At 59.5% G+C, this 25,632-nt stretch carries 20 protein-coding genes; 2 read left to right on the forward strand and 18 right to left on the reverse strand.

What is annotated here, in order from left to right:
- Positions 1-40: 40 nt before the first annotated feature.
- Entirely contained in the window at positions 41-2,488 is a 2,448-nt protein-coding gene (locus IEW17_RS08515; protein WP_188561614.1) for an efflux RND transporter permease subunit, read from the reverse strand.
- A 238-nt stretch (positions 2,489-2,726) separates the two neighbouring features.
- Positions 2,727-4,229 (reverse strand): glycine--tRNA ligase, encoded by a 1,503-nt coding sequence (locus tag IEW17_RS08520; protein WP_188561615.1) that lies wholly within the window; start codon positions 4,227-4,229, stop codon positions 2,727-2,729.
- Positions 4,230-4,534: 305 nt separating this feature from the next.
- On the opposite strand from IEW17_RS08520, the gene IEW17_RS08525 reads away from it, so the two are divergent.
- Positions 4,535-5,938 carry an inorganic phosphate transporter gene (locus IEW17_RS08525; protein ID WP_188561616.1) on the forward strand — a complete coding sequence of 468 codons (1,404 nt, stop codon included), beginning with the start codon at positions 4,535-4,537 and terminating at the stop codon, positions 5,936-5,938.
- Positions 5,939-6,123: 185 nt separating this feature from the next.
- Here IEW17_RS08525 and IEW17_RS08530 read toward each other — a convergent pair whose 3' ends face one another.
- The 13 genes from IEW17_RS08530 to IEW17_RS08590 form a co-directional block, all read right to left on the reverse strand.
- Positions 6,124-6,609 carry a hypothetical protein gene (locus IEW17_RS08530; protein WP_229748887.1) on the reverse strand — a complete coding sequence of 162 codons (486 nt, stop codon included), beginning with the start codon at positions 6,607-6,609 and terminating at the stop codon, positions 6,124-6,126.
- A 115-nt stretch (positions 6,610-6,724) separates the two neighbouring features.
- Positions 6,725-7,219: a DUF4385 domain-containing protein gene (locus IEW17_RS08535; protein WP_188561617.1), complete on the reverse strand. Its 495-nt coding sequence runs from the start codon at positions 7,217-7,219 to the stop codon at positions 6,725-6,727.
- 919 nt (positions 7,220-8,138) lie between these two features.
- A complete protein-coding gene (locus IEW17_RS08540; protein ID WP_188561618.1) occupies positions 8,139-9,773 on the reverse strand; it encodes an Ig-like domain-containing domain in 1,635 nt (544 codons plus the stop codon).
- A complete protein-coding gene (locus IEW17_RS08545) occupies positions 9,757-10,023 on the reverse strand; it encodes a hypothetical protein (RefSeq protein ID WP_188561619.1) in 267 nt (88 codons plus the stop codon). The genes IEW17_RS08540 and IEW17_RS08545 overlap by 17 nt, the downstream gene beginning before the upstream one ends.
- A complete protein-coding gene (locus IEW17_RS08550; RefSeq protein ID WP_229748888.1) occupies positions 10,023-10,913 on the reverse strand; it encodes a class I SAM-dependent methyltransferase in 891 nt (296 codons plus the stop codon). Before IEW17_RS08550 ends, IEW17_RS08545 begins: the two co-directional genes overlap by 1 nt.
- Positions 10,914-11,138: 225 nt before the next feature.
- Positions 11,139-13,007 (reverse strand): tRNA uridine-5-carboxymethylaminomethyl(34) synthesis enzyme MnmG, encoded by a 1,869-nt coding sequence (gene mnmG / locus IEW17_RS08555; protein WP_188561621.1) that lies wholly within the window; start codon positions 13,005-13,007, stop codon positions 11,139-11,141.
- A 279-nt stretch (positions 13,008-13,286) separates the two neighbouring features.
- Positions 13,287-14,012: a GNAT family N-acetyltransferase gene (locus tag IEW17_RS08560; RefSeq protein WP_229748889.1), complete on the reverse strand. Its 726-nt coding sequence runs from the start codon at positions 14,010-14,012 to the stop codon at positions 13,287-13,289.
- Positions 14,013-14,124: 112 nt separating this feature from the next.
- Entirely contained in the window at positions 14,125-14,622 is a 498-nt protein-coding gene (gene ybeY / locus IEW17_RS08565) for an rRNA maturation RNase YbeY (protein ID WP_229748890.1), read from the reverse strand.
- A 5-nt stretch (positions 14,623-14,627) separates the two neighbouring features.
- Complete coding sequence (locus tag IEW17_RS08570; RefSeq protein ID WP_188561622.1) at positions 14,628-15,074, reverse strand: ATP-binding protein; 447 nt, start codon at positions 15,072-15,074, stop codon at positions 14,628-14,630.
- Between the two features lie 164 nt (positions 15,075-15,238).
- On the reverse strand, positions 15,239-18,757 hold the full coding sequence (locus IEW17_RS08575; RefSeq protein ID WP_229748891.1) for a DUF4175 family protein: 3,519 nt from the start codon (positions 18,755-18,757) through the stop codon (positions 15,239-15,241).
- 89 nt (positions 18,758-18,846) lie between these two features.
- Positions 18,847-19,617 (reverse strand): exodeoxyribonuclease III, encoded by a 771-nt coding sequence (locus tag IEW17_RS08580; RefSeq protein ID WP_188561623.1) that lies wholly within the window; start codon positions 19,615-19,617, stop codon positions 18,847-18,849.
- Between the two features lie 65 nt (positions 19,618-19,682).
- On the reverse strand, positions 19,683-20,075 hold the full coding sequence (locus tag IEW17_RS08585; RefSeq protein WP_229748892.1) for a hypothetical protein: 393 nt from the start codon (positions 20,073-20,075) through the stop codon (positions 19,683-19,685).
- Complete coding sequence (locus tag IEW17_RS08590; protein ID WP_188561624.1) at positions 20,072-20,491, reverse strand: carboxymuconolactone decarboxylase family protein; 420 nt, start codon at positions 20,489-20,491, stop codon at positions 20,072-20,074. The genes IEW17_RS08585 and IEW17_RS08590 overlap by 4 nt, the downstream gene beginning before the upstream one ends.
- A gap of 217 nt (positions 20,492-20,708) precedes the next feature.
- Between IEW17_RS08590 and IEW17_RS08595 the strand changes: the two genes are divergently transcribed.
- A complete protein-coding gene (locus IEW17_RS08595) occupies positions 20,709-21,410 on the forward strand; it encodes a ComF family protein (protein WP_188561625.1) in 702 nt (233 codons plus the stop codon).
- Positions 21,411-21,496: 86 nt separating this feature from the next.
- Here the strand turns inward: IEW17_RS08595 and IEW17_RS08600 are convergent, their stop codons facing one another.
- From IEW17_RS08600 to IEW17_RS08610, 3 genes are all read right to left on the reverse strand, one after another.
- Positions 21,497-22,753, reverse strand: coding sequence for an SUMF1/EgtB/PvdO family nonheme iron enzyme (locus tag IEW17_RS08600; RefSeq protein WP_188561626.1), 1,257 nt, complete (start codon positions 22,751-22,753; stop codon positions 21,497-21,499).
- Positions 22,754-22,822: 69 nt separating this feature from the next.
- On the reverse strand, positions 22,823-23,866 hold the full coding sequence (locus IEW17_RS08605; protein ID WP_229748893.1) for a PorP/SprF family type IX secretion system membrane protein: 1,044 nt from the start codon (positions 23,864-23,866) through the stop codon (positions 22,823-22,825).
- Between the two features lie 99 nt (positions 23,867-23,965).
- Positions 23,966-25,144, reverse strand: a complete 1,179-nt coding sequence (locus tag IEW17_RS08610) for an OmpA family protein (protein ID WP_188561628.1) — start codon at positions 25,142-25,144, stop codon at positions 23,966-23,968.
- Positions 25,145-25,632 lie beyond the last annotated feature (488 nt).

A 25,632-nucleotide genomic window follows, 5' to 3' on the forward strand; every position in this document is an offset into this window, starting at 1 on the left:
TGCGCTCAGCATGACGTTCTTTTTAGTGGGCTCTGTTCTGTTAAATCGTGTAGTCACCGCTGTAGTCGGCGGCTTTGTGCATTTGCTTCAGGTTCAAATCAGCATCGTCGTCCTCTTCGTGGTACGACTCGTCGTAGTGCCGGATGAGAGCGTTGCCGTCGATGGTGTTGCCCTTGCCGTGGTCAAACGTGACCAGTAGCGCGGGCAGCAGAATCAGGTTCGAGAAGTTCGTTATCAACAGCGACGCCGACATTAACAATCCCAAAGCCTTCGTGCCGCCGAATTCGCTGAAGGCGAAGATGCTGAAACCAACGAATAGCACGATGCTCGTGTAAATCATGCTGGTGCCGGCCTCGCTCAGCGTTACGGACACGGCTTCGCGCACGCGGTTGCCGTTCAGGGCCATTTCCTGGCGGAATTTAGCTAATAAGTGAATGGAGTTATCCCCATCAATCCCCAGCGCAATCACAAAAATTAAGGCTGTACTGGGCTTGAGCGCAATGTTGAAATAACCCATTATGCCAGCCGTGAGAATCAGCGTGACGGCGTTCGGAATGAGCGCGAAGAGGACGGTTTTGAACGAGCGGAACAGGACGAGCACCACCAAACCCACCAACCCAAAAGCCAGAAACAGGCTGTCGCGCAGGGTGTGAATGATGTACTCGTTGCCTTTGGTGAAGAGGATGGTGGTGCCCGTGGGCCGGATGTCCATGCCCGTCCCCTTGAAGATGCGATTCATCTCCGGGATGATTTTCGTGCTCATCAGCGTGTCCAGATTCTGGGAACCGATGTCGGCGATTTTCAGGCTGATGCGAGCTTTCTGGCCGGTGCTGTCGGCGAAGGAGCGCAGCAGCTTGCTGTTCATGCCCGCGCCGGTGGCCGCGCTTTTGGAGTTGGCCAAGGCGCTGAGGATGAAGTTCTTTTCCGAGTTATCGGGCAGGCGAAAGAACTTCGGGTCGCCGTTGTAGAACGCCTGAGTACTGGCCTTGAGGAAGGTAACCAGGCTGACGGGCGGCGACAGCTCCGGCTGCGTCCGCAGGAACTTCTCGAACTGGTCGATTTTCTCCAGATTCTTGAGCTTGAACAGACCCTTTTTCTTGTGGGTGTCGACTTCAAATTCCAGCGGCATCACGCCGTTGAAATGACTTTCGAAGAAAGCCAAATCGGCGTTGACGGAGCTTTTCTTGGGCAAGTCGTCCACCATGTACGACACGGATTCAATGCGCGAGATGCCAATGGCAGCACCGGCCACCAGCACCAGCGCGGCCACGTACACGCTGGGGCGGCGATGGAGCACGAGGTGGTCGAAAAACTCCAGCAGCTTGGTGAGTGGCGCGGCATCGAGGTGCTCCAGCTGCTTGGGCGTGGGCGGCGGCAACATGCTGAACACGGCCGGAATCAGGATGAAGCTGATGACGAAGGCCGCGAAAATATTGACCGTGGCCACCAGGCCAAACTGGTAGAGAATGGCAATGTCGGTGAAGGCAAACACGATGAAGCCCACGGCCGTGGTCGTGTTGTTCATGAGCGTGACGAGGCCGATTTTGCGGATTACCCGCGTCATGGCCAGCATTTGGTTGCCCGATTTGCGGTAGTCGTAGTGGTAGCGCGAAAGCAGGTAGGTGCAGTTCGGAATACCGATAACGACGATGATACTGGGAATCAGGCCCGTGAGCAGGTTGATTTTGAAGCCCAGCAGCACAATCGAGCCAATGCACCAAATAACCGTGACACCCACCACGATGAGCGGAAACACCACCGCCGACCACGTGCGGAAGAACACCAGCAGCGTAATCCCGGTCACGAGCATGGCCAGCATGGTAAAAAACTTCATCTCCGAGGCCACCTTGCTCGTCATCGTGGAGCGCACGTAGGGCAGGCCGGCGTAGTGCAGCTTAATTTTGGTTTTTTGCTCAAACTGCTTGGCAAAGCCCAAAATGTTGTTCATCACCGCCTGCCGCTTCGACGAATTCAGGTACTTCGGGTCCATCGTCAGGGCCAGCAGCGTGGCCCCGGTAACGGGGCTGATGAGCTGGCCCTTGTAGAATTCGACCTGGTTCACTACCCGCATCAGGCTGTCGAGCTCGCGCTGGGTGCGCGGCGGGGCTTTGAAAATGGGCGCGGCGGCGAAGCTGTTATTGGCGGTGTCCTTGCTGATGCTCAGCAGCTTGCTCACGCTCAGCACGCCGTTCACGCCTTCTATTTTGGCCAGGGTGTCGGTGAGGATGCGGAGTTCGTTGAAGTTGCCCAGCTTGTACACCGAGCTGTCCTGCATGCCGATAACCAGCACGTTGCCATCTTCTCCAAAGCGCTTTTTGAACTGCTTGAAATAGACCATGTCCGGGTCCTTCTCGCTCACCACCTGGGCAAAGTCGTAGGTCATTTCCACGTCCTTGGCCTGCCAGGCCATGAACACGGTAATGACGGCCAACACCGCAATCAGCGAGAGACGGAACCGGATGATGAATAAGGCGAGCTGCTCCCACATAAATCCTGTAAAAAGGCAAAGTTACGTAAGGGCGGCGCGGGGGAACCTCACCCCCGGCCCCTCTCCAAAAGAGAGGGGAGCCTGACGCTCTTGCAGGGTTACAAAACACGACGTCGTCCTCCACAAAAAGCCCCGACTCTAAATTGAGCCGAGGTTTTAACTTTAAATGATAACCAAGAATAAGAAACCGTCAGGCTCCCCTCTCTTTTGGAGAGGGGCCGGGGGTGAGGTTGAACGTCTACAGCTGCTCGAAGATGCGCCGGAAGCTCACGGCCTCGCCGATGTAGGCGCGCAGGTCGGCGATGGGCATGCGGGTCTGCTCACGCGAGTCGCGGTGGCGCACGGTCACGGTGTTATCCTCTAAGGTCTGGCCGTCCACCACAATGCAGAAGGGCGTGCCGATGAGGTCCTGGCGGGTGTAGCGCTTGCCAATGGCGTCGCGCTCTTCCAGCACGAGGCGGAAGTCGTACTTCAGCTCGTCGAAGATTTCCTGGGCCTTCTCGGGCATGCCGTCTTTGCGCACCAGCGGGAAAATGGCGGCCTTCACCGGAGCCACGGCGGGGTGCAGCTTCAGCACGGTGCGGGTTTTGGTGGTTTGGGCGTCGCCCTCCCCTTCCGTGATGGTTTCCTCCTGGTAGGCGTTGCAGAGCGTGGCCAGGAACAGGCGGTCGGCCCCCACTGAGGTTTCCACTACGAAGGGCACGTAGTTGCCGTAAGCTTTGCCGGTGGCGGGGTCCAGGTCCGCGTCAAAGTACTGCTGCTTTTTGCGGCTCAGGTTCTGATGTTGGGTCAGGTCGAAGTCGCCTCGCGAGTGGATGCCCTCCATTTCCTTGAAGCCGAAGGGAAACTCGTACTCAATATCCACGGCTGCTTTGGCGTAGTGGGCCAGCTTGTCGTGGTCGTGGAAACGCAGCTTGGCGGCCGGCAGGCCCAGCGCCTCATGGAAGCGGCGGCGGGCGGCTTTCCAGGTGTCGTACCACTCGCCTTCGGTGCCGGGGCGCACGAAGAATTGCATCTCCATCTGCTCAAACTCGCGCATCCGGAAGATGAATTGCCGGGCCACAATCTCGTTCCGGAAAGCCTTGCCGATTTGGGCAATGCCAAAGGGAACCTTCATGCGCGCCGATTTCTGCACGTTCAGGAAGTTCACGAAAATGCCCTGAGCCGTTTCGGGGCGCAGGTACACGGGCGGCGCGTCCGAATCCACGGCCGAGCCCTGAGTCGAAAACATCAGGTTGAACTGACGCACGTCGGTCCAGTTGCCGGTATTCGACACCGGGCACTTTATTTTCTCGTCGAGAATGAGCTGGCGCACGCCGGCCAGGTCGTTGGCGGTGAGCAGACGGCCCATTTCGGCCGTGAGGGCGGCCCCGCGGGCGGGGTCGCCGGCGTTTTCGTACTCGGCGGCTTTTTCCTCGAGCAGCACGTCGGCGCGGTAGCGTTTCTTGCTGTCGAGGTTGTCAATCAGCGGGTCGTTGAAGCCGGCGATGTGGCCGCTGGCTTCCCAGGTGCGGGGGTCCATAAAAATGGCCGCGTCGATGCCCACCACGTTGCCATTCAGCTGGGTCATGGCCTCCCACCACAGGCGCTTGAGGTTGTTTTTCAGCTCCACGCCGTTGGGGCCGTAGTCGTACACGGCGGCCAGGCCGTCGTAGATTTCCGATGATTGGAACACGAAGCCGTATTCCTTGGCGTGGGCCACAATATCCTTAAGCTGGGTAGTTTCGATTGCTGGGTTCATAGCCACAAAAGTAGGTCGATGCGGCGGAAGCCAAAACTTGTGCGTACAAGGCGCGAAATCGAGTAACACTCAATAAAACGTCATGCCGCGCGTGGCCGAGGCATGACGCGTGCCGTCACTAATCATTTTTCCATTCAGTAATTGAGCTACGACTACATGCGTCCTGCCGCGACTACGCGCGGCAGGACGTTCCCATTCAACGCAAACGTCCTGCCCGGCGTCACAATTCGGTAATGTATCAGCACCGGGCCATGTTCCTACCTTTGACCCATGAATCAAATTAAATTCCCACAAACCCGTCCTATATGTTTGGTTTAGAGCCTCACGTGTTGTTGCTGCTTGTCGTGTGCTTGGTAGCCGCTTGCGCGTTCGAGTTTGTCAATGGCTTTCACGACACGGCCAACGCCGTGGCGACAGTTATCTACACCAACGCGCTGCGGCCCTGGGTGGCAGTCGTATGGTCGGCTTTTTGGAACTTCATCGGCGTGTTTGCCGGCGGCATTGGCGTGGCCATGGGCATCGTGTATTTGCTGCCCGTCGAGAGCCTGGTCGACTCCAACGTGTACCACGGCATCGCCATGGTGGGCGCGCTCATCCTGGGAGCCATCATCTGGAACGTGGGCACGTGGTACTACGGCATTCCGGCCTCCAGCTCGCACGCCCTCATTGGGTCCATTTTGGGCGTTGGCATTGCGTTTTCACTGTTGCCCGAGTCGCGCGGCTCGGCCGTGAACTGGAGCAAGGCCAGCGAAACGGGCATTGCCCTGCTGGTGGGGCCACTGCTGGGCTTCGCGCTCACCATTGGCATGATGTTCCTGTTCAAGCGTTTCGTACCCAGCAAGGCCATTTTTAAGGAGCCGCACAAGCGCAAGCCCCCGCCCCTCTGGATTCGGCTGCTCCTCATCGTAACGTGCACACTGGTGAGCTTTTTTCACGGCTCCAACGACGGCCAGAAGGGCGTGGGGCTCATCATGCTGATTCTCATCGGCATCGTACCCTTCCGGTTTGCCCTCGACGAAAGCAAGAATCCGCTCGACCTGCGCGAGTCGCTGGGCAAGGTGGAGTACGTGATGAGCCGCGTAAACCGCAACGAGCTCAGCCCGGTCGACCAAAAAAGCCTGGCCGAAATGCAGGTTCAAACCGCCGACCTTGACCGCATTTTCGCTGGTAAAACCGACGTCAAGGACTTGCCGCAACAAACGCGTTTCGAAATCCGCCGCGATGTGCTGATGCTGGCCAACCGCGCCAAAAAGCTCATGGCCTCGCCCAACGTGAGCCTCAGCAGCCAGGACCGTGGCATCTACGACGGGGCCGTGGCCAACATGAAAACCTTTACCGACTATGCTCCGTGGTGGGTGCTGCTCATGGTGAGCCTTTCGCTGGCCTGCGGCACCATGATTGGCTGGCAGCGCATCGTGAAAACCATCGGCGAGCGCATCGGCAAAGAACACCTGAGCTACGCGCAGGGTGCCAGTTCGGAGTTGGTGGCCGCGTTTATGATTGGCGTGAACACGCAGCTGGGGCTGCCCGCTTCCACCACGCACGTACTCACCTCGTCCATCGCCGGCAGCATGGTGGCCAGCCGCGGCGTGAAGAACATCAACCCCGGCATGGTGCGCAATATTGCCCTGGCCTGGGTGCTCACTCTGCCCGTGACCATGGTGCTGTCGGGCCTGCTCTTCCTGCTGTTCCGCGCCATATTAGGCTAACCTTTTCGGCCAACCAAAACACAAAAAAGGCTGCCCACAATGGGCAGCCTTTTTTGTGTGCATGCGCGAGCGAGGAAATTCCTGGCCTTGGATTTTAGCAACCAAAAATGGGGTTAACCGACCTGTATTCATTCACTTATCCACTTATCCACAGCTAAAAACCGTGAAAATGTGGATAAGCCAACCTATTTAGGCCATTGTACTTCCATGTCGTCATTAATGAAAACGCCAAAGTTCACGAACTGCAGCTCGCCTTCTTCGAAGTATAAGTCAATCATCGACTTTTCGTAGGAGAGGCGCAACGCACCTTCTTCCATCTCTTCAACCTCGGGCGTAGCCTGGTTGTTGCGCTGCATCAGGGCCTTCACTTGGTCCACGCTTTGGCCGTGAATGGCTTCGCCAAACAGGCGCATGCCGGGGTTGTCGGTTTCGATGCAGCTCAGGCGGAAGTCGTCTTCGCGGTCGAAGTAGAGCGACAGCAGGTAGTCGTCTTCGTGGTAGTTCCAGGCCTTGTGCTCGAACTCGTCGTCGTCGTCCGACTCTTCAATTTCCTCGGGCTCGCCGACCAGGGTCCGGACTTCGTCCATGGTCGCTCCGAAGCGCAGCGGGCCCATGCCGGTGCCCAGGATAATTTCGTTTTCCTCGATGCTGGAGGGTTGGGGAGTGCTCATGAGATTGGGGGTGAAGGGTAGTAGGCAAAGGTAGGTAGCAGGCGCGGCTGGTTGTTACAGGTTGTTAGTTGTTGATTGTCATCCTGAGCAGAGCGACGGATAAAAAACGGTCGACCTACTTCCCGTACTTTTCAATGAAAGCCGCTTTCTGGCGCAGGTACTCCGGATGAACTTTGGCCTCGTCCCACTTGCGCTTGAAAATGGCGGCGGCTTCCACTTTATCCACATCGGGGTGGGTGGTGCGGGGCAGTTCGGCGCGGCCGTGGGCCCCACTCTGCCCTTTTTTATCGTCGGGTACGGGGCCGTCGTACTTCTTGCCGCCTTTGTGGTTGGCGTAGCGCCGGGCCCGCGTAAAGCCCATCTGAATGAATTTGCGGGCCATGTCGGCCCCCACAAAATCATGGACTTTCAAATACGCCTCAAACAGGCCGTAAATCGTCTCGGACGACTCGGTGGCCGCCGCCGCGTCTTTGAAGCGCCAGTGGGGCAGGATTTCGCCCTTGTAGGGCTGTACCAGCAGCACGCCCTGTTCGCCCCGGCCCACGCGGTACAGCCCGGGGTGCCGACGGAAATCAACGGTGTGGAAATCGAGGGTGTAGTCGAACGGCATGTTGCGAAACAAGCATCGTTGGGTTTGCGAACTACTTCTACGCGTTTTCCACAGAACCGGCAGTCGGGCTTCGAAAAGCAGAGACTCAACCAGCGCGAATTTTTACGGGGCCAGCATTGGGTCCGGAATTTTTCCCGCGAGGTTTTCCACAGTCTTACTTTTTAATTAAATTTTTTTCTAAAAAACCCTTCTTATTCTCACTCATTAGGTCGGTTGATAAGTGGATAAGCGCAGGCGGTTATCCCCAGCGTGGATAACGTGGGGGTAATACAACTCTTTTCCACGCGATATACACCGGCTATGTGGAAAACAAGGCACTGTTTATCAAGTGCTTTATTTGTTTTTCAACATCTCCCCAGGGTTTCCACATTTTCAGTATCCCCCAAAAAATGGGGGTGTGGGAAGGGCTTCTGCGGTGGGGGAGTTATCCACGGTTATCCCCCACCGTTTTCCCCTGTGGAAAAGCCGGGATTGCCAAAAAAACTTCTACCCCACTTATCCCCGCGCTGTTCCCCTGTTTCCCCCAGGTTATCCCCGATTTTACCCCCAGCCGATAATCAATGTGGAAAAGCCCGTGGAAAACCGGTGGATTACCCCCGAAAACCGGCCCCAGTAACTGGAAAAAGCCTTAAGTTATCCACTAATGTGGAAAGCAGGGGCTGTCTTGGCCGTTTTCCAACAGCGAATACCGGTCGTAGCAATGTGAGCTGGAAAGCGGGTCGCGGCAGCTGTGGAAACGCTACAGCTACATCCGTCGCGAATTGATGTGCGAAAATCAGACTGGCGCAGAGCCGTAGGGCGAAGCACCGCTTCGCCCTACGGCTCTGTCGGTGCTAAAAACTCTGTACGGCCCTGGAAACGGCGGGATTACCCGATAATTTACCCGCGTAGAATCATACGTATGCTCAGGGCAGACTCTTTAAAATTTCAGCGGCTCCACAATGTCGAAGCCGGCCCGGATTTGCAGCGACTTAGGGTACAGAAACACCGGCTCGGGGGCCAGGAGCAGGTTGGGGTCGCCACCGCGCCAGCGGCCATCGCCGTCGCTATCAATGAGCACCCGCAAGCGGTAGGCACCGGGGGCCATGTCGGCGAACCGATAAGACCCTTTGGGGGAGGTCAGGCTGGATATAATCTGCAGCTTATCGTCGAGCAATTGCAGCTCGAAGCTCTTCTCCTTGGTGCTGATGGTGCCCGACAGGCTGGTGGAAACGTCCTGCTCGCTAATGCCGAGGCGCAGCGGGCGCAGGCGCAACGGCTGCGCCGTGATGGCCGTGATGGCCGTGCTATCGAGCAGCACATCGAGCCGGATTTTGGCTTTGGTAGTGAAGCGGACGGTAAGCTGGGTGCGGTCGGGGCTGAGGGTGCCATCGGCGGGCAGGCGTAGCGGGCGGCGGCGTACCGAGTCTTCTACCAGCGTGCCGAAGGGCCGGCCCGTGGCCACGCGCACCGGTACGGCAAAATTAAATTTCACCTGACCTTCGGGATACACCCTGGCTACTCCGCCTTCCACGGAATACAGGGGCGGGTTGACCACTTTACGAGCAGTAGCCGGGGGCACCGGAAATTTCACCTGCAACGTGTCGGCGGTGCGGTTGCCGGTGCTGTCGGCCGTGGTGAGGAGGTAGCGCCCATCGCCCACCACCGGCGTTTTGAACAGCACCACGGTGCGGCCCTGGTCGGCCAGCTGCACGGCCTCGGCCACGGCGGTAGCCGCAGCGCCGGGTTCTAATGAGGCCAGCGTGGCCGAGCTCAGACCTTCGTTGTAGCTCAGGCGCAGCTGTGTGGGGCTGGGCTGCCGGGTGGTGAGCAGCGGCGGCCGGCGGTCGGGCTGGGTGAGCACGAGCGTGACGGGGGGGCCGGGGCCGCTGGCCACGGTAATGGGCGCGGGCAGGTAGGCTATTTTCTCGCCGTCGTCGTACTGGCCGTTGTTGTTTTTATCGGCGACGGCGTACAGTTTGTAGCGGCCGGCTTTGAGGAAATTCAGGCTGAATTTTCCCTCCTTGCTGGTGAGCACGGTGTAGTACGGGCGGCCCCGGCGCACGCCGGCCGTGTCGGCCTCGCGGTAGAGGCCGATGCTGGCTTCGGCCACGGGCTTGGTCGTGAGCAGGCTGATAACGTTGCCGCTCACCCGGCCCGAGTCCAGCTCCGGGCCTGTGCTGAAGGTGAGGCTGGCGTTTTTGGCCGGCAGCGCCTCGGTGATGTCCACCACGCCCTCCCGGAAATTGAAGCTGTAGGTCGTGTTCTCGTCCAGGGGCTTGTCGAAGAGCAGGCTGATGGAGTTGCGGTCTTCGCGCAGCTTATAGGGGTTGTCGGCGGGCAGCTGAGGCGTGATGAGCAGGTTTTTGCTCAGCTCCTTGGTCACGACGGGCTCCGAAAAAATCAACCGCACAAACTGCTGCTTCACGTTGCGGGCCGCGCTGTCGGGCGAGCTGCTGATGCGGCGCGGGGGCGTACGGTCGCGCGGGCCCCCCAGGGGCGGGGCCACGGCGGCGCAGCTTTCAAGCAAGGCAACCAGCGCCAGCAAAGCCAGCAGTTCAGCGCGAACGGACATTATACAACAGCAACGTGGTGAGCGTAATAACAACAATGGCCGCCCCGATGCGCAGCCCCGTGCGGCGCGTCACGGCATCGGGCGGCTCCGGGGAGGCAACGACCACCACCTGCCGGGCGGTATCGGTCACAAAGGTCGGCGGCGAATTTTTGATGGAATCGGGCCGGGGCGCGGGCACGGTTTGCGCGTGCGCGGCGGCCGTGAGCAGGCCCGCCGCCAGCCCCAGCCGCCAGCCTGTGCCCCGCCACATCAGGCCGCCGGGGTGCGCCGCCCCACCACGTACAGCAGGCTCGAGTACTGGCCTTCGTGCTGCTCGGCATACTGGTTCGACTTGTAGCCGGCCTTCAGCACCGTGAGCAGGCCGCCGGCGCGCTCGGCCTTGTGCTTCTCGCTGAGCATGCTCACGTAGTAGGCATCGAGGGGCATGGGCAGCGTCTGGCGGATGGTCAGCTTATGCTTTTTGAGCAGCTGGGCCATGGTTTTGGGGGCGAAGTGATACAGGTGCCGGGGCACGTCGTAGGCAGCCCACACTTCGCGGTAGTGTTGGGCATCGAGGCTTTCCACGTTGGGCACGGCAATGAGCAGTACGCCATCGGGCTTGAGCAGCGCCGTGAGCTGGGCCAGGGTTTCGTTGAGCAGATGCACGTGTTCCAGCACGTGCCAGAGCGTAATTGCATCGAACGTGCCGGGTTGAAACGAGGTCAGGCTCTCCTGCCCAACAAGCTGGCCGAGGCGCTCACTGGCTTCGTCGCGGGCGCGGGCGTTGGGCTCGAGGCCCGAAACCTGCCAGCCCGCCGATTTGGCCGCCTTCAAAAAATGGCCCGTGCCGCAGCCGTAGTCCAGCAGTTTGCCCCGGCGCGGCGCCAGCTTATTCAGCAGGTTCACCTTGCGCCGCATGGTGAAAAACCGGGCCACTTTATACGCTTGGTTCACCAGCCCAACTGCCGCGCTGTTGTGCGATACGTAGGCATCGGATTCATAGTATTTGCCGATTTCGGTCGCGTTGGGCCGGGGGTTGGTAAACTGCAAGCCGCAGCCCGCGCACTGCACAATGGCGAAGCTTTCGTGGCTCACCGTATTATCCCGGACGATGAGCTTATTCTTAAACTCCGTTTTGCTGCAAATTGGGCAGCTTTCCAATCTCTCGTAAATCACTGATTGTCGCTGATTAACCGTGATTTCGCTGATTTTTTCCACACAAAATCCGTCGTTTTAAGGGGTAGACTATCGGGCAAAGTTGGCGAATTCATCTTCAAAATAGCCACCGGCTGGTTCCGCCCCACTCGCGGTAAGCAGAACATAAATCAGCGAAATCACGGTTAATCAGCGCTAATCAGTGATTAAACCACCATTAATTAGTGCCAATCAGCGATTCAGGTACACCATCAGCACCGACACGTCGGCCGGGGAAATGCCACTGATGCGCGAGGCCTGCCCAATGGTTTCGGGCTGAATCTTGAGCAGCTTTTCGCGGGCTTCGTGGCTGAGGGCGGGCATGGCGCGATAGTCGAGCCGGCCCTGAATCACGAAGTTCTCGAGCTCCTGCTGGCGGGCGGCCTGCTGGTTTTCCTTCTGCAAATACGTCTCGTATTTGATATTGATGATGGCCTGCTCCAGCGCCTCGGCATCGTAAGTAGCCAGCGCATCGTCCAGCGCGGGCAAAGCGCGGCGTAGGTCGGCCAGCTCCACGTTGGGCCGGCGCAGCAGGTTCACGGCGCGGGTTTTCTCGTGGATTTCGGCCGAGCCCAGCTCCGTCAGCAGTGGGTTTATTTCAGCTATTTCGATGGCGAATTTCTGGAGCAGCGCGGCCACTTCGGCGGTCTGGGCTTCCTTCATCCGCACCCGCGCCAGCCGCTCATCCGAGGCCAGGCCCAGCTCGTGGCCCAGCGGCGTGAGGCGCAAATCGGCGTTGTCCTGGCGCAGCAAAATGCGGTGTTCGGCTCGGCTCGTGAACATGCGGTAAGGCTCGTCGGTGCCCTTGTTCACCAGGTCATCAATCAGCACGCCGATGTAGGCCTCGCTCCTTTTGAGCACGAACGGCTGCTTGCCGTGCACCTTGTTGTGGGCGTTGATGCCGGCCATCAAACCCTGGCAGGCCGCTTCTTCATAACCCGTGGTGCCGTTGATTTGGCCCGCGAAATACAAGCCCGCAATCAGCTTGGTTTCGAGGGTCAGGCTAAGCTGGGTCGGCGGAAAAAAGTCGTACTCGATGGCGTAGCCGGGCCGGAACATCTTGGCCTTCTCGAAGCCCGCGATTTCGCGCAGGGCGCGGTATTGCACATCCTCCGGCAAACTGCTTGAGAAGCCATTCACGTAGCATTCCACCGTGCTCCAGCCTTCGGGCTCCACAAAAATCTGGTGCCGGTCCTTATCGGCAAAGCGGTTGATTTTGTCCTCCACACTAGGGCAGTAGCGCGGCCCCAGGCCCTTGATGCGGCCCTGGAACATGGGCGATTTCTCGAAGCCCTCGCGCAGGATGTCGTGTACCCGCTCGTTGGTGTAGGTGATGTAGCAAGGCCGCTGCTGCGTCAGGCGTGGTGTGTCGAGGTAGGAGAACTTGCTGGGCGCTTCATCGCCGCCCTGCGCTTCCATTTTAGAATAGTCGAGGCTGCGGCCGTCCACGCGGGGCGGGGTGCCGGTTTTCATGCGGCCGGCTTCAAAACCCAACTCCACCAGCTGCTCCGTAATGCCCCGGCTGCCCTTCTCGGCCGCCCGGCCGCCCCCAAAATTTTTCTCGCCGATGTGGATGAGGCCGTTCAGAAAGGTGCCATTGGTAAGTACCACCGACTTGCCCCGAAACTCGATGCCGAGGGCCGTGGTCACGCCTACTACGGTGTCGTTTTCCACCACCACGCCGGTCACGGCTTCCTGCCAGAAGTCCACGTTGGCGATGCCCTCCAGCGTCAGGCGCCAGGCTTCGGCGAAGCGCATGCGGTCGCTTTGGGCGCGGGGGCTCCACATGGCGGGGCCTTTCGAGCGGTTCAGCATCCGAAACTGAATCATGGTTTGGTCGGTGATGATGCCCGACTGGCCGCCCAGCGCGTCGATTTCGCGCACAATCTGGCCCTTGGCCACGCCGCCCATGGCCGGGTTGCACGACATCTGCGCGATGGTGTTCATGTTCATCGTCACCAGCAGCACTTTCGAGCCGAGGTTGGCGGCGGCGGCAGCGGCCTCGCAGCCGGCGTGGCCCGCGCCCACTACAATGACGTCGTATTCGGAGGTTTGAAACATAATCAGCAGAGAACCCGCCAAAGCAGATTCAGAATAAAGCACCGCGATAAAAGACGGTAGGTAAGATTGTGCAACGCCAAAGTGCCCGCCCGGCGTTCCGGCGTTGATAACTACAAAATTACGCAATCAAAAACCCGCCGCCAGTTTCATGTGAAACGAGTTGCGGGTTTCAGATTTTGGGGTAGCTACGTAGGGTGCGGAGCTTGCCCCCGCCCGCCGTTGAATAATTCAAGAATGGACCGTGCAACCACGGGCGGGAGCAAGCCCCGCACCCCACACCTATCCAGCAGAACCTTGTAGATTTTCCGGCAGCCAATCGGCAAATAGCTCGGCTGACTGGGCCGCCACGGCCGCGAGTGAAAAGGGTTGCCACTGGCCCCGTACGCAATCGAACACTTCGGTGGCGGCGGCACAGGCAAACAGCTTGTAGTCGAACTTGGAGTAATCGTGCACCACGTAGCCGGGGTAATAATAATCGAACTGCAGGCGGCGGGCGTAGTCGGTTTTCAACAGCAGCAGGTACTTGCCGAGGCTGTATTTCCGATAGTTGGGGTCGTAGAAGTTAAGAATTCCCGCCAGGGTGCGGTCGCCGCGGTCAAAGATGCCGGCGGCTATCAGTTGGTTGCCGTCGCGCAGCTCGATGATGTAGGTGTTGAACACGTTGTGGGCCGCGCCGCCCAGCAACACGTCGTCCACGGTGGGGGCGGCATCGAAGGTGATGGACTCGCGGTAACGGGCGTACAGCTCTTCGTACTCGGCCGTGAGGCGAAACGGCCGCACGGTAGCCGCAAACCGGGCGTTGCGGCGCAGTAGCCGGCTCTGCTCGGGCCCCCACTGCACGCGGGCCAGGTCCAGGCGCAGCCAGTGCGCGGTGTAGAGACGGCCATCAAAGGGCACGAACTGGCAGGTGAACAGGTCCTGCTGCATGCGGTAGTAGCCCTGCGCCAGGTAATAATCCAGGGCATTGCCCCGAATTACGGGTAGCGCAGCAGATGAAGCAGCCATAAAATTTAGGGGGAGGCAATGGCGGCGCGGCTACCGCAGCCCGCATGGTTCATACACGCCAACGCCCGCAGGAAACGGGCATCGGTTGGGATTCGGCAAGAAGCAGTAAGCCTCAGAAGGTCCGCAGGGCCAGGCAATAGTCCTCGCGGGCCCGCATGGCGGTTTGGCTCAGCAAGTCCTTGTCCAGATAGCCGAGCAGGTGCAGCACGCCGTGAATCATGACGCGGTGCAGCTCATCACGAAAGCTGATGCCCAGGTCGTTGGCATTATCACGCACCCGGTCTACGCTGATGAATACGTCGCCTTCAATAATGTCGGCATCGTCCGAATTATCGAACGTGATGACATCGGTGAGGGTATCGTGGTTGAGGTATTCAATGTTCATCTGGTGCAGGTAGTCATCCGAGCAGAAGATGTAGGTGAGCTGCGTGATGCGGTGCTCGTGCACCTGCGCTACGCGCTCAATCCAACCCAGAATGCCTTCGGCCTCGGACAGCTCAAAATCAGGCACATCTTCTACCATGAACTCGATGCCGGGAGCTTCGTGGTGCAGCTCGCCGGGAGGAAAGTTTTCGTGGTGGGGCGGGCCCGCCGGCGGGGTGTTCATCATGGCAATTAGGCGGCGATATAGTCGGCCGCAGAGGTTTCGTCGGCGGGAGTAGCCGTGAGCTGGAACGTAAGCTGCACGCGGCGGCCTTCCTTGCTGAACTCTACCTCATCGGCCAAGTGGCGAATGAGGAAAATGCCGCGGCCTCCGGGGTTCTCCAGGTTTTCGGGCGCGGTGGGGTCGTCCAAATTGTCATAATTAAAGCCCGCGCCTTCGTCCTCAATCTCAAATTTGAGCTGCTGGGGCTCCACGTAAAGCGAGAGGTAGACGTTCTTGTCTTTGTCGAATTTGTTGCCGTGACGGATGGCGTTGTTCACCGCTTCGGTTACGGCTACCATGATATTGCCGTAGATATCGTCCTCAATTTGAAAGGTATCCTTGGAGTTGTCGATGAAACTTTCGACCACGCGGATATTCTCAACGAGCGACGGAATCTGAATTTTTACCTGCTTCATAAGGCGGTTTAATAGAACGAACGGCGGCGGGTTTGGGGCGGCAAAAATAGTCTTTTAACGGCAAAGTGCCACTACAGCTTCTGCTACCCTCGGCCGCGCAACTCCAACAGAACACTAATTAGTTAACGAAACTACGGCCGGTTTAGATGAATTAAGAGCCACAGTTATTTGATTTTCTGAAAGTACTCGCCCACTTCGCGTTGATAGTACGGCGTAAGGTTCGGCGGTGTACTACGTAGTAATTCCGTTTGGCGTTCCTTGCTGACCTTGTATTTGTCGAAGGCTGGCGGAAAACCCGGAGGCTTGGCTTGGGCGGCCTGGGCTTCGCGCTTGGTGTCCTGGTCGCGCTCACGGGCCGACTTTTCCACTTCCAGCAGGCGGGTCAGAATTTGCTGCTGGCGCAGGATGGTTTCCTCGGTGAGGCGCTTATTGACGAGGTCGGTTTCGGTTTGCTCCATCATCTTTTTGAGGTCGCCGGTGCCGCCACCGCCCTGTTCGCCTTTGCCATCCTTGCCGTTTTGGCCGTCCTGCTTGCCTTCTTTGCCGTCCTTGCCGCCTTGGCCCTGGCCTTGCGCGCCATCGGGCTTGCCGCCCTGCTGCATTTTATCGAGCTGCTGCATGGCCTGGCGCAGCATCTGCTGCTGGCCCGCCAGCTTGGCCAGCTCCTGCGACATGGCCCGGCCGGTTTTGCCGCTCTTCGAAAGCTGCTGAATCTGCTCGTTGAGTTGTTTCTGCATCTGGCCCATGCTGCCGGGGCCGGGCTTGCTGCCCTGGCCCTGCCCTTTGCCCTTGCCTTTTTTCTTGCCCGGCTTGCCCTGGCCGTCCTGGGGCTGGCCTTTGCCGGCCTGGGCCTCCTGCTGCATTTGCTGCAGGGAGCTTTGCAGCATCAGGGCCAGGTTGTTCATGCTGGTCATGGCCTGTTGTTCGGTGGCGGTGGCCCGGGCCAGGTCGCGCTGCTGAATGTGGGTGAGCGACTCGTCCATACGGCCGTTCATCTCCCCTACTTCGCGGGTCACAAAGCTCTGAATCTTGGGTTCTTTCTTCGCCAAAGCATACAGCGAATCCTGGATAATCTTGGCGTCGTCGCGCAGCTTACGTTGCGTCTGGCCCAGCTGCACAAAGCGCGGGTCGGACTGGTCTACTTTGCGGAAATTCTTCATCAGATTTTCCTGGTCGAAGCTGAGCGTGAGTAGGTTGTCCAGGATGTCGCGCAGGTCGTCGATATTCTGCTGGGCCTGGTCGCTTTCCTCCTCGCTCATCTGGTCGCGCATTTTCTGCGCCATTTTCTTCATGCGCGAGGCAGCGCTTTTTTGCTTGCCAGCGGCCTTCTTGTTCTGGTTTTTGCTCAGGCTCTGCTGGCTTTCCTGCATGTCCTGGTCGGTCTGCTCCTGCTCGGGCTTCTGCTCGTCCATGCCGTTCTGGTCGCCGAGCTCCTTGTCCATCTGCTTCAGGTCCTGCAGTTCTTTTTTCAGGTCTTCAAACTCCTTCTGGTTTTCGGCCTGTTCCTGTTTCAGCTGCTCCTGCTTGGCCTTCTGGTCCTGGTTCGAAGCTTTGTTTTCGGGGTTTTCCTTGTCGTTCTGCTCGGTTTTTTCGGCCAGCTTTTCTTCCTGCTTGGCCAGCTCATCCAGCTTGTTGGCCGTTTCCTCAGCCTTCTGCTCCAGCTGCATCTGCTTGAACATCTCCAAAGCGCGGTCCAGCTCCTTTTGCAGCGTGTCTTCTTTGTTTTCGAGCTGCTGCAGGAGCTTCTGCATCTCGGCATCGGGCTGTTTCTGCTGCTCCAGCAGCTTTTTCAGCTTGTCGTAGAGCTTCTTGGTTTCGGGGTCGAGCAGGTCAGCCATCAGCTTCTTCAGCTCTTCGGCTTTCTTGGCCAGCTCCTCGCTTTTGGGACTGAGCTGGTCCTGCTTCTGCTGCAGCTGCTCAAACATTTTCTGCATTTGCTCCAACTGTTGGTTCATCTGCTCTTTTTGGTCGAGCATGTTCTCCAGCTGCTTGCGGTCCTGAAAGTTCAGGTCGCGCTTGGTCTTGAGCTTGTCCTGCGCCTTGGCCAGCTCGCGCTCCAGCTTCTCGCTCTGCTTGGCGGCCTGGCTCATCTGGCTGGCTACCGACTCGGCCTGAGCCTGCATTTCCTGGCGCATTTCGCGCTTGCTGGGCAAGCGAAACTCCACTGGGCGGGTGCGCGTGGCTTTGGCCCCGTGCACGCCGTCGTTGTCCCAGGCCTCCACATAATATTCGAGCCGGTCGCCGGCCCGCATATTCAGCGCACTCAGGTTCCAGGTGTAAGCATAAGTGCCGGCACTCTCGCGGGGCAGGGCCAGCGGCGTGGCCCCTTGGCGGCTCGGCGCCGCATTCGGCCCCTGGCCGGCGCGGCGCAGGGCGTAGTGCAGCTCCAGCCGCGTGAGGCCGTAGTCGTCGCGCACGGTGCCGCCCAGGGCCAGAAAGCGCCGGGTCACAGTATCCGAGAAGGCTTCCAGCGTGAGCGTGGGCGGCAAGTCCGGCACGGCCGTGAGCTGGTAGGCAATGGGGTCGCGGTTCAGGCTAGCCGGGTTTTTCAGGCGCAGCAGGTAGGGCTGCGAGCGCAGCACGCGCCGCGTGGCCATGAAGGTGTCGTCGTCGCCCGTGGCCGTCAGCGTTTCATCCGGGTTCTGGAACACCAGCGCCAGCTCATCGGTGGCCGCCGTGGCGAATTCCCAGCGCACTGTGCTGCCCTCGGGCACCGTCAGGTTGCCCCCGTTTTCAATGGTTTCGGCCGCCTTGCCGGTGTATGGCGGATAGGTGATATTGACCTTGAAATCGCGCAGGTTGGGCCGTTCCAGCACCGTTAGCTGGTATTCGGGCGAGTTGAAACCTGCACCCTTTAGCTGAAACGCCACGTCGGCCTGCGGCTGCTCGAAAGTGTAGCGGAACTGGTCGCCGCGCCCGGCCACCTTGCTCAGCCGCCGCTCGCCCCCGCTGAAGCTAATGCTCACATCAGCCGGCAGGGCTGCGCCAGCTACGGCCACATCAAGGGTAAAATTCTCGCCTCGAAACGCTGTCAACTTGGGGTTTTTAATCACAAACTGAAACGGCGCGGGCGGCGAATACGCCCGTCGGTAGTGCCAGATGCGCTCGGTGCCCTGCACCAGAAAGCTGGGATAAAACGCCAGCAGCGCCAGCAATACCGCCACTGGCACCGCCGCGTATTTCCACAGCGGCTTGCTCTGCTGTTGAATATTGATGCCCTCGGCGAACGAGAACTTGCCCAGCTGCGCCGCCCGCTGCTCCAGGCTGGCCGCAACCAGCGCATTATCGCGTGCCTGGCCCTGCAGCTGCAAGGCGTTCAGCAGCCGGTCCTGTACTTCCGGAAACAGCTCTCCTACCCGACGGGCCGCCTGCTCGTCGCTCAGTAGCCGACGCAGGTTAGTAAGGGCCGCCAGCGGCTGCCAAATCCAGCGCCCGAAGCTGTAAATCGTCAGGCCGATAAACCCGAACAGCAGCCCGCCCCGCACCACGGTGGGCAGGTACAGGAAGTATTCGAGCCCGTTGAACACCACGAAAAACGTGAGCAGCAACCCGCCGGCCACCAGCAGCCCCCGCACCAACAGGCTCAGGTAAAACTTGCGTTTGAACGCTTCCAGCTCCGTTCGCACCCGCGCCAGGGCGGGGTATTCAGCTGCCGCCGCACCGGTCTCCATCAGCATCGCCATAAATCAGGTTCTTGTTGTGAAAGATACATCAGGATGCGGCGCTTGGTTCGAAGGCTGAGTGAACGGGTGGAAGTGTTTGTCATCCTGCCCTACATTACCTCCACCCAGGCCGGGCAGTGGTCCGAGTGCACCACATCCGTCAGCAGGCCCGCCCCCGCCAGGCGTGGCTGCAGTGCCACATCGGCCACCCAATGGTCGAGGCGCCAGCCCACGTTGCGCGCCCGCGAACCGGCCCGGTAGCTCCACCACGAGTAGTGCCCCACCGCTTCGCCGTGGTGGTGCCGGAAAGTATCCACCAGCCCATCGCCCAGAAAGTCCCTGAACCACTGCCGCTCCTCGGGCGTGTAGCCGGGGCTATTCTGGTTGGCTTTGGGGTTGTGCAGGTCGATAGGCGTTTGGCAGCAGTTGAAGTCGCCGCCAATGAGCAGCGGTGGCGTGCTGCCATCTGCCCGCAGCCCGGCCACGTACTGCCGGAAAAAGTGTAGCCATTCGACTTTGAAAGCCTGCCGCTCCGGTCCGCTCGTACCCGAAGGCATATAGGTGTTCAGCACCGATACGTCCTCAAAATCTAGCCGCAGCACGCGGCCTTCATCGTCGTAGCGGCTTTGGCCACAGCCGTGTACCACGGCCTTGGGTTCTACTTTAGAAAACGTGGCCACGCCGCTGTAGCCGGGCTTTTGGGCCGGGTGCAGATAGGTGTGGTAGCCCAGCGCCTCAAAGCCCGACACGTCCATCGCCTCCCGGCCGGCTTTGATTTCCTGCAGGCACAGTACTTCGGGCGCGGCCTCCGCTACCCAATCCAACAGCCCCTTGCTTAGCGCCGAGCGCAGGCCATTGACGTTGTAAGAAACGATTTTCATGTTGGTTGTCTAAAGAAAAACGGGACGCCGTGCCGAGCTCAGCCGAGGCATGACGTTCTATTGACCTATAGGTCATCCCCTGGGTCCAGCGCGAAGTATTCCAGCACATGCCATTTCAGCATGCGCTCCTGCTCCTTGAGGTTGGCGAAGGGCACGGGGCGCAGCAGCTTGTAGTGCGGCCAGCCGTCCTCATCCACGCGCTCCAGCTCGTAGTGCCCGCTGAGGCTGAAGAGCCGGCAGGTGGCAATGTGCATCAGGTCCTGTTTCTGCTCCTTGGTGAAGGTGGTGATGCCCTGGTTCAGCTCCTGAATGCCGATAAGCAGCAGCATCGCGTTCAGGTCGGGGCGCTTGCCGAAACGCTCCTGCATCTCCAGCATCAGGGTTTCCCAGCGGGCGTCGAAGTCGGCTTCCGCTTCCGGGTGTTCGGCCGGCGCGGCGTGGTTCAGGTCCTCACTCATGCGGTGGGTTCGCTGTCGTGCGCGGCCTTGTGGGCCGCCAGTGCTGCTTGCTCGGAGCCGTGCTCCTCGCTGCCGGCTTCCGATTTCAGGATTTCCCAGTACTCCACCGCCCGGCGGAAGTGCGGAATCACGATACTGCCGCCGATGATGTTGGCAATGGCAAACACCTCGTAAATCTCCTCATCGGTCAGTTTCTCCTCGAAGCATTTGCCTACGTGGTACTTGATGCAATCGTCGCAGCGCAGCACCATGGAGCAGGCCAGGCCCAGCATCTCTTTGGTTTTTACGTCAATCGCGCCGGCTGCGTAAGTGTTGGTATCGAGGTTGAAAAACCGCTTGATGACCTTGTTGTCAGCCGCTAGAATAGTGGCGTTCATCCGCTGGCGGTACTCGTTGAATTCGGTTACTTGGGACATAGTTGGGAAGCTTGGAGGGAATAGAAGCACGTTCTGCTGAGCGTAGCCGAAGCACCTCGCGTGCAGCAGTAATCAATGGAATGGTAACGAAATAGCAGAGCTGCGGCGGCGGTGCGGACGCAAGAGGAAGCATGACGTGCGCATGCCGCATGGTCATCAATTCTGGCTACATTGCTTTCCCAAAATTACTCCCAAACCCTTCCCCCGCTCTACCGCCATGCTGCGTTTTTTGTGGGCCGATTTTCTTGGCCTGATTTACCCGCGCCTGTGTCTGGCCTGCCGCGAGCCGCTGGTAACCGGCGAAACCCACCTCTGCACCGGCTGCCGGGCCGAGCTGCCCTACACCGATTTCCACCGCCTGCCACCCGAGCAGAACCCGCTGGGCCGCCGTTTCTGGGGCAAGCTGCCCCTGCGCCACGCCCTTAGCTACCTGCGCTTCGTGCGCCACGGCCGGGTGCAGCACCTGCTGCACGAGCTCAAGTACCAAGGCCAGCGCGACGTGGGCACCGCCCTCGGCCAGCTCTACGGGGCCGAGCTGCACGCCGCTGGCCTAGCCGCCGATTTCGACCTCATCATTCCTGTGCCGCTGCACCCGCGCAAGCTGGCTAAGCGCGGCTACAACCAGGCCGCTGCCTTCGCCACCGGCCTCGCCGAGGGCCTGAAAGTGCCCGCCAGCAACACCGCCCTGCGCCGCACCACCAACACCAAAACTCAAACCAAGAAGAACCGCGCCCAGCGCTGGGAAAACGTCGCCACGGTCTTCGAGGTCGAAAACCCCGCTCATATCATCGGCCGTCGCATCTTGATAGTTGACGACGTACTTACCACCGGAGCCACGCTCGAAGCCTGCGGCGCGGTGCTGCTGGCGGCCGGCGCGGCCGAGGTTAGCATCGCGACCATCGCCTGCGCGGACAGGTAGGCGCAGAAGTAACACACGAATATTTAGCTGCCACAAAAAAGGCCGCTCCTGAGTCAGGAGCGGCCTTTTCTAATCTGCGAAGCGAATTACTTATTGCTGCCAGCGTTAATCATCGCGCAACGGAAACCGATAGTTGCCGTGGCCGAATCCTCGGCCATGAAGCGGCGGGTGCCGGGCGAGAGCCAGTAGGCCACATCGCGCCACGAACCGCCTTTGTACACGCGCACGTGGTCGTCAATCAGCGACTGATAGCCTTTCTTGTCGTACTTATCGGCGGGGTCACCCACACCGTTGCGGCGGAAGGGGTTCAGGTCTTCCACATCCTGAAACGAAAGGGGGCGGTACACGTCCTGCACCCACTCGTTCACGTTGCCGGCCATGTTGTAGAGGCCGTAGTCATTGGGGGGGTACGAGTAGATGTAGTCGGTAATCATGGCCCCGTCGTTCAGGCTACCGGCGATGCCGGCGTAGTCGCCGCGGCCCCGCTTGAAGTTAGCCAGGAATTGGCCCTGCTTCTTGCCATAGGCGTTGCGGGTCGACTTGCCATCCCAAGGATAAATGCGCTTCTCTTCTTGGTTCTCGTTGCCTATTTCCTGAGTGCCTATGAGGGCCTGCGCGGCGTATTCCCACTCGGCCTCGGTGGGGAGGCGGTAGTTGGGCAGCGTGTTGCCTTTCTCAATTGAGGGACCATCTTTGCCGTCGGCTAGCGCGCCAGCCGTAGCCGTACCTTCAGCACCTGCGGCTGCAGGCTTGGGCTTACGGCTAAACAGGCCGCCTTTTTCACTTGACCCTTTCGTAGCCAAACCCTCGTTAACCTTGGTGGTACGCCAGGTGCAATAGTCATCGGCCTGCAACCAGCTCACCCCCACTACGGGGAAGTAGCGAAAGCCGGGGTAACGGAGGTAATAGGTTACGTAGGGGTCGTTGAACGACAGGTCGCGGGCCCACACCGTGGTGTCAGGCAAAGCCGAGCGGTAAAACTCTTCGGCCGAGTCGGTGCGAATGAAATGCAGGTATTCGAGCCAGTGAATGTTGGCTACTTCGGCTTCGTCCATGTAGAACGAGGCGATGGTCACCGTGCGCTCGATGTTGTCGTGCGACATGGTTACGTCTTCCTCCTGCGAGCCCAGTACCGTGCGGCCACCTTCGATAAACACAAGGCCGGGGCCTTCGGGAATCTTCTTGAAGTTGGCCACGGCCATGCCCTTCTCCGTGTTGTACTCAATACCTGTTGTAGAGGAATATTTGCCGGGCTGAGAGGCCGTGGGCGGCCCTTTTTTACCGCAGCTGGCCAAGGCCACTACGCCCACTACTGCCAAGCGTAGATAATTGGTTAATTTCATAACAAAGTTAAAATGAGTATGGGGGAGGAGGGGTTAGCTAGGGCAATTAGGACACAATAGTACAAAAAATTAGAATGCCGGACAAGGGGCCAGCGGGTAAACACGCCTTTTTAGGCGACGATGGGCGTTTTCTAGTCGGTCAAATGCGCGAAGAGCTAGCGTAAGTTCATGGGCACCGCCCAAGTCGGCGCTCAAGCGGCTGATGCCCACGTCGTAGCTGTAGCCTACGCGCAAACCCCCTGCTTCGATGCCTGCCACCAGAGCGAGTACGTGTTGATTACCAACGTTGCCGGGAGAAAAAATATTGCGATACACGGCCCCGAGCGTGACCGGCGAAGCAGTGAAGTAGAGGCCGGTTTCGACGCGTTGGGAGCCTCCCTGACGGGTATAGGCCGCCACGGGGGTGTAGCTCACTTCGCGCGTTGCTACGCCCGTGCCGGGTCTGACTACGAAGAACTTGTAGCCGCCGGAGGCACTCAGCAGCATCGGCAGCTGGCTCTGGCGCTGGAAACCCAGGCTGGGCTGGTTGAGGTGCTGGCCTGCCAGACTCAGCCAGCCTTGCTCGGAATAAAGCACGGCTCCGGTGCCCACGCTCAGGTAGTTAACGGGTGGAAAGCTGAGGGATTCAGCCGATGGTCCGGTCAGGCTGCCATCCTCCAGAATCTGGTCGCCAAACACGAAATTATCATATCCAACGCGCTGGCGGCCGTAGCTGGCCCGCAGGCCGCCGCTCAGGGCCAGGCGCTCGGTGAGGCGGGTATGGTAAGCGTAGAGGCCGCCGATTTCGAGGCGGGTGTAGCCCACGCTGCCGGTCCGGTCCTGATTGATGAGCAGGCCGAGGGCGTGGTGCTGGCCGGGCGTGGTCAGGCGCACATCGGCGGCGGCCTGGGCGCTCACGAAGGAGCCCGCCACGGTAGGATGCTGGTTGCGGTAGCTCAGCGTGAGGCCGTAGTCGTCGACTAAACCCGTGAAAGCCGGGTTGGTGTGCAGGCGGGTGGCAAACGGCTGCGAGAAGTACACATCCTGCGCCCGTACCCCCGAAACAACACCCAGCCACAGGCCCGCGGCCAGCGCAAGCCGCGTAGTTCTGATGCGCAACGAAGGGCAAAGCATTGGCATAATGGCCGACATAACGCCGCTACTACGCAGATTAGTGCGGCGGGCTACGCGAAGATACACCCGAAGCCTTATGGTACCGGGGCCGCCGGGGCCCTACTTCTGAAGCACTTTCACGCTCAGGCGGCGGTTTTGGGCGCGGCCTTCTTCGCTGGTATTCGACGCGATGGCGTAGCGCGGGCCGTAGCCGCGGGCATCTACGCGGCTGGGGCTGATACCCATTTCGACGAGGCTGGCCCAGGCGGTGCGGGCGCGGGCATCGCTGAGCAGCTTGTTCACTTTGTAGGTACCGGTGCTGTCGGTGTAGCCGCCCAGCTTGATGCGGGCCTTGGGGTAAGCGCGCAGCAGCGTGGCCACGTTGCGCAGTTGATTCACCGATTCGGCCGTGAGAGTGGCCTTACCCGCGTCAAAAAACACCCGGTCGAAGTTGAACCAGCCCTGGGTCAGGTCCACGGTATCGACCTGCACCGCCGGGTTGTTGAGAAAGTGGTGGAGGTAGCTTTCGGTGGAGTTGGCGCCAACGCCCGTGATGACGGCCCCGCCGGGTAGCTTCAGCGCAGTAGGCTGGCCGGTATCGTAGAAGTAATTGCCGGTTTTAGCATCGTAGCGGCCCGGCACGATGGGGTCGGGGGCGGGCGGGGTGGTGCGGCGCGGCACGTAGCGGCTGTTGCGGGCATAGCGCGGGGCCGCCGGTATTGGAACTGCCGCGCTCACGGGCGGCAGTGCAGGCGCGGGGGCCGGGATGATTTGGGGAACGGGCAGGAACCGGGCCGCCGGAACACTCCGCGCGGAAGAGGTACTCCGGGCAGACGTGGGAGTAGTGGTAGTGGAAAATAGTACGGGGCCGCCTACCACGCTCTCTGCCGCCAGGCCTTCGGTGGTAGTGGTGCGGGCGGCCCGGGCGCTCCGGTTTTTGCCAGGGGTGTTGTTGCCAACGGCATCCAGCTTGCTCAGGGTGACAGTGAACGGAGCGGATTTGCCTTTCTCCAGAAAAATGCTTTCCATTGTTTGGGGGCGGTAGCCGCCCTCTCCTACCTGCATCACGTAGGGACCGCCCACCAGCAGATTGGGAATAATAAACTGCCCGCTACCATCGGAAGCAGCCGCGTGGCGCATTCCGGAAGGAACATGGATGACGGTGATAGCTGCGCCGGGCAAGGGCTTGCTTTCATCGGATTGCACACTGCCGCTAAGACTCGTGGTGGCTACCTGGGTGTGCCCCGGGCGAGCAAATGCCACTAGCGAAAAAGTCAGAAAGAGGAGAAAACGATTCATGATGCAGAAAATGCGGAGAAATTCAGTTGACGCCCTCGGTACTTGAGCCGGGAGCCGCCTGGATATTGCCGGTAGTGGATAAGGACAGAATATGTAATCTGGAAAGCGGGATTGAGGCTGTCAACCCTGGTGCAGTTGGCGTAAAAGTTGTTTAGTAATTTGTTAGTCGGTCATGCCGAGCGCAGCCGAGGCATCTCGCTCGGGCCGTCCGGGCCGTTCAACGAGGCGAGCGAGATGCCTCGGCTGCGCTCGGCATGACGGTCACTCAGTTCTTTTAAATTCTTAAACAGCTTCAATGAAAAATGCGAAGCAGAGCCAAATATAGTGTAAAAATTTATTTATGATAATTTGATAATAATTTATAATTTATCTAATTATTAAAAAAGGATTTTAACAAGCATTGGTCAATTATACGATTTGCGAAAGAGGAGCCTTTCGAAGGCTTCGACCACCGGATTGGTCGGCAGTGGGAGTAGTCAGGCGGCGTT

It is taken from the genome of Hymenobacter frigidus, assembly GCF_014640435.1.
Classification (GTDB): Bacteria; Bacteroidota; Bacteroidia; order Cytophagales; family Hymenobacteraceae; genus Hymenobacter; species Hymenobacter frigidus.

Bases quoted from the DNA above. Each gene is read 5' to 3' on its own strand.
- IEW17_RS08515 (WP_188561614.1), bottom strand. From the start codon at position 2,488: ATGTGGGAGCAGCTCGCCTTATTCATCATCCGGTTCCGTCTCTCGCTG.
- IEW17_RS08520 (WP_188561615.1), bottom strand. From the start codon at position 4,229: ATGAACCCAGCAATCGAAACTACCCAGCTTAAGGATATTGTGGCCCAC.
- IEW17_RS08525 (WP_188561616.1), top strand. From the start codon at position 4,535: ATGTTTGGTTTAGAGCCTCACGTGTTGTTGCTGCTTGTCGTGTGCTTG.
- IEW17_RS08530 (WP_229748887.1), bottom strand. From the start codon at position 6,609: ATGAGCACTCCCCAACCCTCCAGCATCGAGGAAAACGAAATTATCCTG.
- IEW17_RS08535 (WP_188561617.1), bottom strand. From the start codon at position 7,219: ATGCCGTTCGACTACACCCTCGATTTCCACACCGTTGATTTCCGTCGG.
- IEW17_RS08540 (WP_188561618.1), bottom strand. From the start codon at position 9,773: ATGTCCGTTCGCGCTGAACTGCTGGCTTTGCTGGCGCTGGTTGCCTTG.
- IEW17_RS08545 (WP_188561619.1), bottom strand. From the start codon at position 10,023: ATGTGGCGGGGCACAGGCTGGCGGCTGGGGCTGGCGGCGGGCCTGCTC.
- mnmG (WP_188561621.1), bottom strand. From the start codon at position 13,007: ATGTTTCAAACCTCCGAATACGACGTCATTGTAGTGGGCGCGGGCCAC.
- IEW17_RS08560 (WP_229748889.1), bottom strand. From the start codon at position 14,012: ATGGCTGCTTCATCTGCTGCGCTACCCGTAATTCGGGGCAATGCCCTG.
- ybeY (WP_229748890.1), bottom strand. From the start codon at position 14,622: ATGATGAACACCCCGCCGGCGGGCCCGCCCCACCACGAAAACTTTCCT.
- IEW17_RS08570 (WP_188561622.1), bottom strand. From the start codon at position 15,074: ATGAAGCAGGTAAAAATTCAGATTCCGTCGCTCGTTGAGAATATCCGC.
- IEW17_RS08575 (WP_229748891.1), bottom strand. From the start codon at position 18,757: ATGGCGATGCTGATGGAGACCGGTGCGGCGGCAGCTGAATACCCCGCC.
- IEW17_RS08580 (WP_188561623.1), bottom strand. From the start codon at position 19,617: ATGAAAATCGTTTCTTACAACGTCAATGGCCTGCGCTCGGCGCTAAGC.
- IEW17_RS08585 (WP_229748892.1), bottom strand. From the start codon at position 20,075: ATGAGTGAGGACCTGAACCACGCCGCGCCGGCCGAACACCCGGAAGCG.
- IEW17_RS08590 (WP_188561624.1), bottom strand. From the start codon at position 20,491: ATGTCCCAAGTAACCGAATTCAACGAGTACCGCCAGCGGATGAACGCC.
- IEW17_RS08595 (WP_188561625.1), top strand. From the start codon at position 20,709: ATGCTGCGTTTTTTGTGGGCCGATTTTCTTGGCCTGATTTACCCGCGC.
- IEW17_RS08600 (WP_188561626.1), bottom strand. From the start codon at position 22,753: ATGAAATTAACCAATTATCTACGCTTGGCAGTAGTGGGCGTAGTGGCC.
- IEW17_RS08605 (WP_229748893.1), bottom strand. From the start codon at position 23,866: ATGCTTTGCCCTTCGTTGCGCATCAGAACTACGCGGCTTGCGCTGGCC.
- IEW17_RS08610 (WP_188561628.1), bottom strand. From the start codon at position 25,144: ATGAATCGTTTTCTCCTCTTTCTGACTTTTTCGCTAGTGGCATTTGCT.